The organism is Citrobacter braakii (assembly GCF_002075345.1).
Lineage (GTDB): Bacteria > Pseudomonadota > Gammaproteobacteria > Enterobacterales > Enterobacteriaceae > Citrobacter > Citrobacter braakii.
Genome location: NZ_NAEW01000012.1, coordinates 22,297 through 35,237 on the forward strand (window position 1 = coordinate 22,297; position 12,941 = coordinate 35,237).

The window sequence follows — 12,941 nt, forward strand, 5'->3', positions numbered from 1 at the left end:
GTAGCATGAGCTCTAACGGAAATGTGGCAATAAAAAGCCCCGCATTAAGCGGGGCTAAACGTTGTGCGTGTGTCGTTACGCGGCTTCGACTTTACGCACTTTCTCTGGCAGCTTTACCGGCTGAGTCGCCAGCGCCTCGGGTTCAAAGTCATCCACGTTGATGCTACGCAGACGACTCGCTTCGGCTTTCACCAGAATTGCGGCTTCATCTTTATCAATCAGCCCTTTAGCCAGCGCATTTTGCGCCAGTTCATCCAGGCGGGTAAACGGCAGGTTTTTACCCAGCTCTTTGCAGATCCGCTGGTGGATAGGGTCGGCTGCAATCACATCCAGCAAAGCCTCTTCCAGCAAACCTACCGGGTTATGCTCGCTCGGCGTCAGGTATTGACCGCGGCCAAGGCGAGAACGAGTGGCGCTCGGAACCTGCAGAATCTTCGCGACTTTATGATCCAGCTTGTCAGACGGTGCATGGTAGTGGCGACCGGTAGGGAAGATAACCACATTCAGCAGGCCCGCGACCAGTCGGTTCGGGAAGTTTTTCAGCAGGTCGTCCATCGCCTGTTCCGCTTTGTACAACGCATCCTGAACACCCCAGTGAACCAACGGCAGGTCTGCTTCATTACGGCCTTCATCGTCATAACGCTTCAGTACCGCAGAGGCCAGATACAGCTGACTTAATACATCGCCCAGACGCGCGGAGATACGTTCACGGCGCTTCAGGCTACCGCCCAGTACGGCCATGGAGACATCCGAAAGCAGTGCCAGGTTAGCACTCAGACGGTTCAGATGCTGGTAGTAACGTTTGGTCGCATCGCCGGTTGGCGTGCTGCTGGTTAAGCCGCGCGTCAGGCCCAGCCAGAAGCTGCGCACTTTGTTACTACCGACGTGGCCGATGTGTTTGAACAGCAGCTTGTCGAACGCATTCACATCGTTACTCTGTGCCGCAGCCATCTCTTCCAGAACGTACGGATGGCAGCGAATCGCCCCCTGACCGAAGATCATCATGCTCCGGGTCAGAATGTTGGCACCTTCAACGGTAATGGCGATAGGCGCGCCCTGATAAGCACGGGCGAGGAAGTTGCTTTCGCCAAGCATAATGCCTTTACCGCCAGTAATATCCATTGCATCGATAATTGACTGCTGTCCACGGTGGGTACAGTGATACTTCACGATGGCCGACAGCACCGCCGGTTTTTCACCCAGCATAATACCGTAGGTAATCAGCGACGCCGCTGCATCCATCACGTACGCGTTACCCGCAATACGTGCCAACGGCTCTTCAATACCTTCCATCTTACCGATAGAGATTTTGAACTGGCGACGAATGTGCGCATACGCGCCGGTTGCCATTGCCACCGATTTCACGCCGCCCGTCGAGTTAGACGGCAGGGTAATACCGCGTCCCACGGACAGACATTCCACCAGCATGCGCCAGCCCTGACCGGCCATTTTTGGGCCACCGATGATGTAATCAATCGGCACGAAGACATCTTTACCCAGCGTCGGACCGTTCTGGAACGGCACGTTCAGCGGGAAGTGTCGACGCCCAATTTGTACGCCTGGGGTTGACGTTGGGATCAGCGCACAGGTAATGCCAAGATCTTCTTCACCACCCAGCAGTTTTTCCGGGTCGGAGAGTTTAAATGCCAGACCCAGTACGGTAGCGATAGGCGCCAGAGTGATATAACGCTTATTCCAGGTCAGGCGCATACCCAGCACCTGCTGGCCCTGCCAGTCGCCCATACAAACCACGCCGGTATCAGGGATCGCGCCTGCGTCGGAACCCGCTTCCGGGCTGGTCAGAGCAAAGCAGGGGATCTCCTGACCACGTGCCAGACGCGGCAGGTAATGATTCTTCTGCTCTTCGGTGCCGTAATGCTGCAGCAGTTCGCCAGGGCCTAAGGAGTTAGGTACGCCAACGGTGATCGCCAGGATCCCGGAAACGCCGGAGAGTTTCTGCAGAACGCGAGCCTGAGCATACGCGGAGAATTCCAGCCCGCCGTACTCTTTCTTAATGATCATCGCGAAGAAGCGGTGTTCTTTCAGATACGCCCACAGTTCCGGCGGCAGATCCGCGAGTTCATGGGTGATCTGGAAGTCGTTCGCCATGCGGCAGGCTTCTTCCACCGGGCCATCAATAAACGCTTGTTCTTCAGCTGTCAGATGCGGCTGAGGATAGTTATGCAGTTTTTTCCAGTCTGGCTTGCCCTGGAACAGGTCGCCTTCCCACCAGGTTGTACCGGCATCAATCGCCTCTTTCTCAGTGCGCGACATCGGCGGCATGACTTTACGGAAACCGCGGAACACTGGCGCAGAGATCATGGATTTGCGCATTGGCGTAAAGTTAAACGGTACGAGGAGAATGGCCAGAGGAACCAGCAGCCAGATTGACCACAGGCCAACCACGCCAAGCGCAGCTGTCCATGCGAGCAAAATTAAGCTGCTGAGGAATAAGCTCACGCGGTGATAAAACAGAACGCTGAGCAGAACAACCGTAGCGATAATACTCAAAATCATCATAACGAAAAGCTCCCTTGCTTGTAGGAGGTCTGACCACTTGTGATGATATGGTTGTAGTGGATGTAAATTCTTTTAGCAATGTGTTTACAAAATAATTACAACAAAGCTCACATTGTTGCTGTTTTAACCGGCACAAAAAATCAAAAGCCGCAGCCATTCCTGTGGCTTGTACTTCTCGCTGGTAGCGCTATCCGGTACACTGCATCTTGTCATTTACATTCATGCTGAAGGATATCCTCATGTACCAGGATCTTATTCGTAACGAACTGAGCGAAGCGGCGGAAACGCTGGCTAATTTTCTTAAAGATGACGCCAATATTCACGCCATTCAGCGCGCGGCGGTCCTGTTGGCAGACAGCTTTAAAGCTGGCGGTAAGGTACTTTCTTGCGGTAACGGCGGTTCCCATTGCGACGCGATGCACTTCGCCGAAGAGCTGACCGGACGTTATCGCGAAAACCGCCCTGGCTACCCGGCGATCGCTATTTCTGATGTCAGCCATATCTCCTGCGTCAGCAACGATTTCGGTTACGATTATGTCTTCTCCCGCTACGTTGAAGCCGTGGGTCGCGAAGGCGATGTCCTGTTAGGCATCTCTACTTCAGGGAATTCCGCTAACGTGATTAAAGCGATTGCCGCAGCGCGCGAGAAAGGGATGAAAGTCATCACCCTGACTGGTAAAGATGGCGGCAAAATGGCGGGTAGTGCGGATATCGAAATTCGCGTGCCGCACTTTGGCTATGCTGACCGCATTCAGGAAATTCATATCAAAGTGATCCATATCCTGATCCAGTTGATCGAAAAAGAGATGGTGAAGTAAGAAGGCTATTTTATTTGCCATTTTGAATCCGGGCAGTGCCCGAAATCCTCACGTACTACGTGTACGCTCCGGTTTCTGCGCGCTGTCCGAATCTAAACTGGCTGCAACAATTACGCCTTCCCGCTTAAAGGCGTTTGTGGAGGTGATGTATGTGCGAACTGCTCGGGATGAGCGCCAATGTGCCAACCGATATCTGCTTTAGCTTCACCGGGCTGGTTCAGCGCGGCGGAGGTACCGGGCCGCACAAAGACGGCTGGGGTATTACGTTTTATGAAGGTAAGGGCTGCCGTACGTTTAAAGATCCGCAACCCAGCTTTAATTCGCCTATCGCCAAACTGGTACAAGACTATCCCATCAAATCCTGTTCCGTGATTGCCCATATTCGTCAGGCGAATCGTGGCGAAGTGGCATTGGAAAACACCCATCCATTTACGCGTGAACTGTGGGGACGTAACTGGACGTACGCTCATAACGGACAGCTCAGCGGCTATAAATCGCTGGAAACCGGTAATTTCCGCCCGGTCGGGGAAACCGACAGCGAAAAAGCTTTCTGCTGGCTGCTCCACAAGCTGACTGAACGTTATCCGCGTACGCCTGGCAATATGACGGCAGTGTTTAAATATATCGCGATGCTGGCAGGAGAATTGCGTGAGAAGGGCGTCTTCAACATGCTGTTGTCTGACGGGCGTTATGTGATGGCTTTCTGCTCGACCAACCTGTTTTGGATCACCCGTCGTGCGCCGTTTGGCGTGGCGACACTGCTGGATCAGGATGTGGAAATCGATTTTAGCTCAGAGACCACACCCAATGATGTGGTCACCGTGATTGCCACTCAGCCGCTAACCGGCAATGAAACCTGGCAAAAGATTATGCCAGGCGAGTGGGCGTTATTTTGTCTCGGGGAGCGTATAGTTTGATGCCAGTTGCGGCTGAACCACTTCGTGACTCAACGGCTTGCTGATAACGTAACGGCCATCGACGACGGAAACGGTCGGTGGCTTACGCGTTTGCTCAAAGTAATCGTAGCCAGGCTTTAGCTGCGCCCAGAATTCTTTGTAATACGAGAACTTATGGCGCTGCATGTTGGCGTCGGTCATGCGGAATGGATAAATGCTAACCTGCACGCTGGACTGCCCAAACACCAGTGCGCCGGTGACAAACTGGAAAATCTCATCAATGCCGTTGTCGGTCATTGCGTAGCAGCCGACGGAAACGCAGGCGCCGTGGATCATCAGGTATTTACCTTCATAACCGTGTGCGCGGTCGTAGGCGTTAGGGAAACCAATGTTAATCGCTTTATAAAAGCGGCTATCCGGTTTCAGCTGTCCGCGCTGTACGCTGTAAAACCCTTCCGGGCTTTTGAAATCGCCCTGACGCTGTTTCGGACCTAAGCCGCCGGAATAATTGCAGATCTTATAGCTGTCGAGCAATTGATACTGTTCGCCCATCTTGACGTACAGATCCAGCGTTCGCTCTTCTTTGAAGATCTGGATATAGACGGGGGAGCCCATTAATTGCTGCTTATATTCTTTGCTGACAGGCGTAGTCGGGCTGCTGCTGCTCAGCAAACCGGCAAATGAAACGCACGGCAATAAAAGCATCGCAAGAAAAAATGCGATTTTACGCATACTGCTTATTCCTTGATAAAACGATTACACACGCCAGGACGGCAAAAAGAGTTCCCAAATCGGATAAATCTGGATCTGGAGCGCTCACATTATCACCCAGAGAGTTTTTCGCAAGTCTCTCGTGCGGCGTTTACACTTTAGATTTTCTTTATACGGAAAATTGTGCTTAAAGGCAGTCAGACACTGACGTATTTTGTGGGTTAGCGCACGTCATTAAGTCTTCTGAGTGCAGAATTCCTAATATATTGAATTTAAAAAATTAATAATTTAATAATCGAATATTAAAATGGAATGCCCGGCAATAGCGGTAGACTGCGGCGAACGTGTTTGATTAGGTAGTGTTGTTTTCATGTCTTTTGTCTCTGCGCCCCGACGCTTTTTGCCGGGTCTGCTGTCTTTGTGTGTTGTGTTGTCCTCGCCGTCTGTCGCCAAAGTTCAGCCCCTCTTATCTGACGCCCATTTAAGCTATGCGGCGCAATTACGCATGCGTAACCGCGCCCGGCTGCTGAAGCAGTACCACGCGCAGGTAAAAAAGCAGGCAAGTTATGTGGTGGAAGGTAATGCGCAAAGTAAAAGCGCGCTGCGCCAGCAAAACAGGACGCTGATTAAACAGCACCCGGAGTGGTTCCCGGGGCCACTAAAAGCGAGCGATCAACGCTGGCAGGAGCTGGCTGAGAATGACCATTTTCTCAGTAGCGATCATCTGCACAACATAACCGAAGTGGCAATCCACCGTCTTGAGCAGCAGTTAGGTAAACCCTATTTGTGGGGCGGGACCAGCCCGGAACAAGGCTTTGACTGTAGCGGGCTGATCTTTTATGCCTACAACAAAATTCTGGCAGCAAAATTGCCACGTACGGCGAATGAAATGTATCACTATCGGCGGGCGACCATCGTCGCTAATCGCGACCTTCGTCGTGGTGATTTATTGTTCTTTCATATTCACAGTCGGGATATTGCCGATCATATGGGCGTCTATTTGGGGCAGGGACAATTTATTGAATCGCCGCGTACGGGAGAAACGATTCGGGTGAGCAATTTATCCGATGACTTCTGGCAGGATCATTATCTCGGCGCTCGTCGTATTCTGACGGAAAATACCATTCTGTAATCAAAAAGGCGGTGCGAATGGCACCGCCTCGTCAGGGGTTAACTCAACGCCCCCATGATCTTTAATTCCAGCTCATCCGGAACTTCGTTATATGACAACACCTGTAAGCCTGGTGCAAACAGGCGCGCATAGCGCGCAAGCAGAGGACGTAGCTGCGGTGCGACCAGCAGTACCGGCTCTTTACCCGCGGCTTTCATCTGTTCTTTAATCTGCGGCATATTGGTCTGGAACTGATTCAGCATATTAGGATCGACCGGTACGCTATCGAGCACCACTTTGCCGCTTTGCTGAGCCTGATTCACTACATTAGCCAGCAGATTCTCCAGCTCATTATTCAGCGTGTAGACCGCCAGCTCATCTTTGCGCACAAACGGATGGGTAATGCTGCGACGGAGCGCCAGACGCACATCTGCCGTCAACAGAATATGATCTTTAGTGACGGCGCTACTGGCGACCAGTACGGTGGCAATGGTAACGATATCGCGCAGCGGCACGCCTTCGACCAGCAGCGCCCGATAAACCTTCAAGAGCTGGCTGTAATTCAGCGCCGCGCTCAGATCTTCCGCCAGACGGGGGGCCATCGAAGAGAGGCGGTTATGCAGTTGGGTAATATCATCGTAGTTAAACAGGTCGGGAATAAAGTTGCGAATGACCTTATTCACATGTGTCGCAATGACGCTGGCACTATCAATGACCTGATACCCCATATTTAGCGCTTTGGCTTTTTGCGCCGGGACAATCCACGTCACCGGCATACCATAGGCCGGATCGTGGCCTAAAACACCATCGATCTCGCCATACGTTTCACTGGAGGGCAGCGCCATCAACTTATCTGAGGGAATATCAGCCTCATCAGCCTTGATCCCATTGATAAAAATGGCGTACTGGGTCGGTTTTAGACGGAAGTTTTCGCGGATGCGAATTTCCGGGAGCAGCACGCCGTTAGTGTCTGAGATAACCTGCCGTACACCGCGAATACGTTGAGTGAGCGGATTCCCTTTGGATTTGTCTACCAGCGATACCAGCTTGTACCCCAGGCTCAGGCTGATTGGCTCGATCAAAGGGATAGTTTCCCAACTGACCTGTTGCTCGGTGGTTTCAACGATAGTTTTGGTCAGCGTCTCAAGATTTTTCTCTTCAGTTTCAGCCACCTTCGGGCGCTTGCTCATACGCCAGGCGGTGAAACCCATCAGGGCGCTGAACACCAGGAACGGGAAATGCGGCATTCCCGGTACCACCGCCAGTACAAACATAATGCTGGTGGCGGTAAAGAGTACGGAGGGGCTGGCCAGCAGTTGGCTACGCACGTCTGTGGCGATATCACCGCTGTCGCTCACGCGAGTAACGATAATCGCCGCCGCCGTCGACAGCAGCAGAGACGGGATCTGGGCGACCAGACCGTCGCCGATGGTCATCAGTACGTATTGCTGGAAGGCGGCTTCGGCGCTTAAATCGTATTTAAAAATACCGATACAGACGCCGCCTATCAGGTTGATGGCCAGGATCATCATCCCGGCGATGGCATCACCGCGCACGAACTTCGACGCACCGTCCATTGCGCCATAGAAATCCGCTTCGCCCGCCACATCTTTACGTCGTGCCTGCGCCTGGGCCTGATTAATCAGGCCTGCGTTCAGATCGGCGTCGATCGCCATCTGCTTTCCGGGCATGGCGTCCAGCGTAAAGCGGGCCGAAACCTCGGAGGTACGCTCGGCACCCTTGGTAACCACGATAAAGTTGATGATCATCAGGATGATGAACACCACAAAACCGACGACAAAGTTACCGCCGATCACCACCTGACCAAAGGACTCAATCACCTTACCGGCAGCGCCTGCGCCCATATGGCCGTGCAGTAACACCACGCGCGTTGATGCTACGTTCAGCGTCAAGCGCATTAAGGTGGTGATCAGCAAAATGGTCGGGAACAGGCTGAATTCGAGCGGGCGTTTCGCGGAAACGGCCACCAACAGCACCATCACCGCCAGCACGATGTTAAAGGTGAACAGAATATCCAGCACGGCCGGTGGTAATGGCAGGATCACCATCGCCAGGATAGACAGTATGACCAGCGGAATGCCGATGTTACCGTTACGCAGCAGCGCGAGGAATTGTTTAGTTGTTTTCGGCATCCAGTTTAAGAACCTCTTTTGGAATGGAAATATGTCTGTTCAGCGAAGGGCGTGCTTGTGAACCGTCACGCCAGTGCTTCATTTGCAGTACATAGGTCAGGACGTGTGCTATCGCCCGATAAAGTTGAAATGGGATCTGTTGATTGACCTGGGTGGTGTAATAAACGGAGCGCGCCAGCTTAGGAAATTCAACAATCTCAATATTGCTCTCCGCCGCCACCTGACGGATATACAGCGCGATTTCATCGGTGCCTTTGGCGACAACGAAGGGCGCGGCGGCGCGCGACTGGTCATACTGTAGCGCCACGGCATAGTGGGTTGGGTTGGTGATCACCACATCGGCTTTTGGCACCACCTTGCGAATTTGCCCCATCACCATTTGCCGTTGCAGGCGACGGATCCTGGCCCGTACCTCCGGCTTACCTTCCTGATTTTTATACTCTTCCTTCACTTCCTGTTTGGTCATCTTCAACCCTTTGGTGAACATTTTTTTCGCCAGAGGAACATCAATCAGAGCGAAAAAAATAAACAGGATGACAAAGTTGCGCATGATGCTGCTGTACAGCGCCAGGCCATCGCTGACGGCCTGTTTGAAATACAGCTCCTGTAGCCCCAGAAAGGCGGCAACGTTATTGCGCACGCTAATCCACAGCATCACCAGCAGTACCATCGCTTTGAGCGTCATCTTGCCGGTGTCCACTAGATGGTCGGTGGAAAACAGACGGCCAATCCCTTTGAGCGGGCTTAATTTGCTAAAGTCCGGCAAAATTTTCTTCGGCAGGAACAGCCAGCCTCCGGGAATCAGCGAGGCAAACAGCGCGGCAACCGGCATGGGTAACAGCGTCAGGATGAACTTGGCTAAAATCAGCAGATGGTGCTCAAGGAACTGGCCGATAATGTCCGGATCATTAATGTTCTGCGCATACTGATGCACACTGATAAAGCTTTCGCGGACAAAATCTTCATACCAGGGGAAGCTGCTGGAGATCACCATAAACGCGGCAAACAGACTGGCGGCAAGCCCCATATCTTTTGAGCGCGGAATTTGCCCCTCTTGCCTGGCTTTGCGAAGTTTTTGCGCCGAGGGTTTTTCTGTTTTTTCTTCGCTGCTGCTATCCGCCATAGTGCCCCTTGAGCGCGTCAAGTTGCTGCAAGACGAAATTTGCCAGGTGCAAATAGTGGTCGGGCAGGTTGTAAAGCAGAGTCGCAAAGCAGACAAGACCCGCCAGCATGTTGATCGGAAAACCTAACGAGTACAGGTTGAGCGGAGGCGCAATGCGGTTCAACAGGCCAAAGCAGCCCTGGACAATCAACATGATAAAGGTTGTCGGTAGCGCCAGCAGGGTGGCCGCGGCAAATACCCAGCCCAGCCCCAGGGAAATGGTGCGCAAAGATTGTGGATGCAGCGCATTACCAATCGGCCAGTAAGTAAAGCCTTTGAATAAAATGCTCACCAGCAGCAAATGCCCATCCATCGCAAAGAACAGGATCACCGCGTAGATGTTGATCATCTCCGCCAGTACCGTCGTTGATGCGCCGCTGCTGGGGTCGTTCATCACCGCCATGCTCATCCCCATATTGAAAGAGAGGATCTGGCCCGCCAGCTGCAGCGCTAAAAATAAAAACTGCAGCATCAGGCCGAAAAGCATGCCCCACAGAAACTGCTCTGCGGTCAAAATAATGCTGTTGATCGACAGCAGGCTGTCAGGAACCGGATGGGGAATAAGCGGCGTAATGATAAAGGCCAGCGCCAGGGACAAAATTATGCGTATTCGCACCGTGAGCGCCGCGTTATCCAGTACCGGCGCGTAGTGAATAAACGCCATAATGCGCACGAATGGAAACCACATGCCCAGTATCAGGTTACTTAATTGTGTAACGTCTGTTTCGCGCATGTCAGTGCACCAGAATGGCGGCCTGAGTGAACAGATGCACGCAGAGATCGCTTAACTGGACGATCATCCATTTTCCGCTAATGCCCAAAACTGCGAGGGTGACGATAAGCCTGGGCAAAAAGCTGAGCGTTTGTTCGTTAATCTGCGTAACGGCCTGAAAAATGCTGACCAGCATCCCCACCAGCAGGCTGGGAACGACCAACACGCAGACTAAAATGATCACGACTTTTATGCCGCTGGCGACGATATCTGCGGCTACATCAATGGTTAACATATCCGATCTCCGTTAGCCCAGTCCCAGACCGCGAATACTGGAGGTCAGCGTACCGACGGTCAGCGCCCAGCCGTCAATAAGCACAAACAGCATCAGCTTAAAGGGGAGGGAAACGATCAGCGGGGACAGCATCATCATCCCCATCGCCATCAGCACGCTGGCGACGATCAGGTCGATCACCAGGAACGGGATGTAAATCATGAAGCCTATCTGGAAGGCGGTTTTAAGTTCGCTCAGCACATACGCCGGGACGATAATGGAGAGATCCTGATCGGCTGCATTACCTTTCGCGTTGGCGATCGTCATGATCTGCGCAATCGCTTTTTTGTTAGTCTGCGCCAGCATAAAGCGCTTCAGGGGTGAGGCGGCAGTGCTCAGGGCGTCAGGGAGTGTGATTTGATCGTTTTCAAAAGGCACAACCGCGTGGTCGTAAATGTTGATCCAGACCGGACGCATCACCAGCATGGTTAACGACAGCGCAATGCCTATCAGTATGCGGTTGGGTGGCGTTTGCTGTAGCCCCAACGCCTGGCGCAGCAGGGAGAGAACAATAATAAAACGCGTAAAGCAGGTCATCATCAGTACCAGGGTTGGCAGAATGCCCACCAGGGTCATCAGGATCAGGACCTGGATTTTTACGCTGTATTCCTGGCTATTACCGTGTGAAATCACATTCAGCAACGGGATATCTCCCCCTTGCGCGCAGGCAAAGGGAGAAAGGATGAGTAATGAGATACCCAGTATGAGCGTGAGGGTTGGTGCGCGTTTCATGGTGCCAGGTCGTTGATTTCATGCGTGTTGAATTCAAGGACGCGCAGGCCATATTTTTCATTGACCACCACCACTTCAGCCTTGCCCAGCAGGATGTTATTAACCTTAATATCCAGCGGTTCACCGGCAAGCTTGTCCATCTCAATGACGGTGTCGTCATCAATGTTCAGCAGATCGGACAGCATCACTTCCACGGATGACACTTCCAGCGTTAGCGTGACCGGAATACGTTTGAGTAATGACATCGACTCGGAAAAGCGGTCTTCTAAACGCGCCACCAACGTTTCTGTTGCCGACGGTGCCGTTGGCGTGGTTGTTTCGGGCGCTAACTCGAAACCTTGCTCTAAAATATCTTCTGGCTTACTCATAGGATTTCTCCGTCTTGCTCGTTAATTCGGATAAAAACAGTTTGTCTTTGTCCTCTACGATCAGGGCATTAAATAATTCGGATTTCCCAATATAAACAGGGAAAGTTTCAGGCATTGCGATAGGTAAAATATCCCCGGGTTTAATTGTCGTCAGGTCGGCGACATTGAGGGGAATTTCTGCAATCTTGACGTTCATGGTCAGCGGCAGCGTATGAATGATTTCTTTAATCAGCGTTTTTTTACGCATCTCAACGTTGGCTTTATCAACCTGCTTTTTCTTCTCGCCGTGCTCGCTACGGCGGATTAAATTCAGAATGTAATCGGTATGGGAATCGTCCAGTAAGATGCGGAAACTGCAATTCTCCTCATCACCTAAAACAAAAGTGAGCTGATAAGCCCAATGTGTTTGTACGGTACTGCTGTCAGGTTTAAGCGTCAGCGGAATGCCTGATATGTTTTTATTAAAGATGATATTGCTAATATCCAGCGCCAGCCTGCTTCTCAGCCGGGTTTCCGTCTTGGTTGGTAAATCATCTTCTGAATTTTCGTCTGCAAGCGATGAAGTCAGGCCATAAAAGTTACCTAATAACATTAACAATAACGCGCGATCGATATCAAAAGCCAAATGTCCAACCTGCGAGACTAATAACTCAGCGCTTTTATTGATAACGTCCATCTCACATTGTATTTTTCTGAGTGTTATATTTGTGCGATGTTTTTTCAGAAAATAGTTTCCGAGATGTGATTCAATTGTATCAAAATTACCCGTAAACATAGTCGGCAGACGATGATAAGGACGCCCAAGCCGGTTGCCTTCAAGTTTAAAGATTCCGGGCGTTTGACTATATTTCAGCATAGTACGCTTTCTCAGCTGTAATTTCTGGGGCGGATGAGTTGATATCAAATCCCGCGGTTATAAAAGAAAATACTACTCCATTTAATTTATGGTTCATCCTTGACGCTTTCTCATATTGTTGAAGTCCATTAGATATGAAATGCAGTACCTACTCTCGTCTCTGATGTAGGGCTGGATATTAGATATTTTACCTCTCTCCTCTGCAAGTTATTAATGGTGCCAGGTTATAATTAAAAAATAATTAATTACGTATACGTGATGCTCCCCGCTAATCCTCTTACCTTGGTAAGGCATGTCTTGCATGCCTTGGTTTCATACTGGCATATGCATAACTTATTGTTTTTTATAGAATAATAATTTTATTATCTTTTAATTTAAGATTGTTAAAGGCACCGGTGTTACTATTTTTTTAGGAAAAACCCTATTTTGAAATAGTCTTCGATAGGGCTGCCCTTTGATGGGGCGGTAAAACATGAGCAAGGATGGGATTAAAACATGGCACGGGCGATATCTATTATTCGATGATTGTGCTTTGGAATGATTTGTATATTTCTCGTAACGGATGTTA

12 protein-coding genes are annotated in these 12,941 nt (G+C 51.1%); 3 read left to right on the plus strand and 9 right to left on the minus strand.

Translation table 11 applies throughout. The features are described 5' to 3' along the window. Nucleotides 1–75 precede the first annotated feature (75 nt). On the minus strand, nucleotides 76–2,520 hold the full coding sequence (fadE, locus tag BZK42_RS20295; protein ID WP_080859941.1) for an acyl-CoA dehydrogenase FadE: 2,445 nt from the start codon (nucleotides 2,518–2,520) through the stop codon (nucleotides 76–78). Between the two features lie 239 nt (nucleotides 2,521–2,759). Here fadE and lpcA point away from each other — a divergent pair, with 239 nt between their 5' ends. Together lpcA and BZK42_RS20310 are read left to right on the plus strand one after the other, a co-directional pair. Beyond that, nucleotides 2,760–3,338, plus strand: coding sequence for a D-sedoheptulose 7-phosphate isomerase (lpcA, locus tag BZK42_RS20300; protein WP_016155760.1), 579 nt, complete (start codon nucleotides 2,760–2,762; stop codon nucleotides 3,336–3,338). Between the two features lie 149 nt (nucleotides 3,339–3,487). Next, entirely contained in the window at nucleotides 3,488–4,255 is a 768-nt protein-coding gene (locus tag BZK42_RS20310; RefSeq protein ID WP_016151816.1) for a class II glutamine amidotransferase, read from the plus strand. Here the strand turns inward: BZK42_RS20310 and dpaA are convergent. Next, nucleotides 4,226–4,966 (minus strand): peptidoglycan meso-diaminopimelic acid protein amidase, encoded by a 741-nt coding sequence (gene dpaA, locus BZK42_RS20315; RefSeq protein WP_016151817.1) that lies wholly within the window; start codon nucleotides 4,964–4,966, stop codon nucleotides 4,226–4,228. The two genes, BZK42_RS20310 and dpaA, sit on opposite strands and share 30 nt — an antisense overlap. A 349-nt stretch (nucleotides 4,967–5,315) precedes the next feature. Between dpaA and BZK42_RS20320 the strand changes: the two genes are divergently transcribed. Continuing rightward, entirely contained in the window at nucleotides 5,316–6,077 is a 762-nt protein-coding gene (locus BZK42_RS20320; protein WP_016155761.1) for a C40 family peptidase, read from the plus strand. A gap of 38 nt (nucleotides 6,078–6,115) precedes the next feature. Here the strand turns inward: BZK42_RS20320 and BZK42_RS20325 are convergent, their stop codons facing one another. The 7 genes from BZK42_RS20325 to BZK42_RS20355 are packed head-to-tail and all read right to left on the minus strand — an operon-like array spanning nucleotide 6,116 to nucleotide 12,373. Continuing rightward, nucleotides 6,116–8,209, minus strand: coding sequence for a flagellar biosynthesis protein FlhA (locus BZK42_RS20325; RefSeq protein ID WP_080859942.1), 2,094 nt, complete (start codon nucleotides 8,207–8,209; stop codon nucleotides 6,116–6,118). Next, the gene (gene flhB, locus BZK42_RS20330; protein ID WP_080859944.1) at nucleotides 8,193–9,332 is read right to left on the minus strand and encodes a flagellar biosynthesis protein FlhB; all 1,140 of its coding nucleotides are present in this window, start codon (nucleotides 9,330–9,332) and stop codon (nucleotides 8,193–8,195) included. Before flhB ends, BZK42_RS20325 begins: the two co-directional genes overlap by 17 nt. Further along, nucleotides 9,322–10,104: a flagellar biosynthetic protein FliR gene (gene fliR, locus BZK42_RS20335; protein WP_046275396.1), complete on the minus strand. Its 783-nt coding sequence runs from the start codon at nucleotides 10,102–10,104 to the stop codon at nucleotides 9,322–9,324. Before fliR ends, flhB begins: the two co-directional genes overlap by 11 nt. A 1-nt stretch (nucleotide 10,105) precedes the next feature. Continuing rightward, on the minus strand, nucleotides 10,106–10,378 hold the full coding sequence (locus tag BZK42_RS20340) for a flagellar biosynthetic protein FliQ (RefSeq protein ID WP_016151822.1): 273 nt from the start codon (nucleotides 10,376–10,378) through the stop codon (nucleotides 10,106–10,108). A 12-nt stretch (nucleotides 10,379–10,390) separates the two neighbouring features. Continuing rightward, nucleotides 10,391–11,149 (minus strand): flagellar type III secretion system pore protein FliP, encoded by a 759-nt coding sequence (gene fliP / locus BZK42_RS20345; protein ID WP_016151823.1) that lies wholly within the window; start codon nucleotides 11,147–11,149, stop codon nucleotides 10,391–10,393. After that, the gene (locus BZK42_RS20350) at nucleotides 11,146–11,517 is read right to left on the minus strand and encodes a FliM/FliN family flagellar motor switch protein (protein ID WP_016151824.1); all 372 of its coding nucleotides are present in this window, start codon (nucleotides 11,515–11,517) and stop codon (nucleotides 11,146–11,148) included. Before BZK42_RS20350 ends, fliP begins: the two co-directional genes overlap by 4 nt. Further along, entirely contained in the window at nucleotides 11,510–12,373 is an 864-nt protein-coding gene (locus tag BZK42_RS20355) for a FliM/FliN family flagellar motor switch protein (protein WP_019076071.1), read from the minus strand. The genes BZK42_RS20350 and BZK42_RS20355 overlap by 8 nt, the downstream gene beginning before the upstream one ends. Nucleotides 12,374–12,941 lie beyond the last annotated feature (568 nt).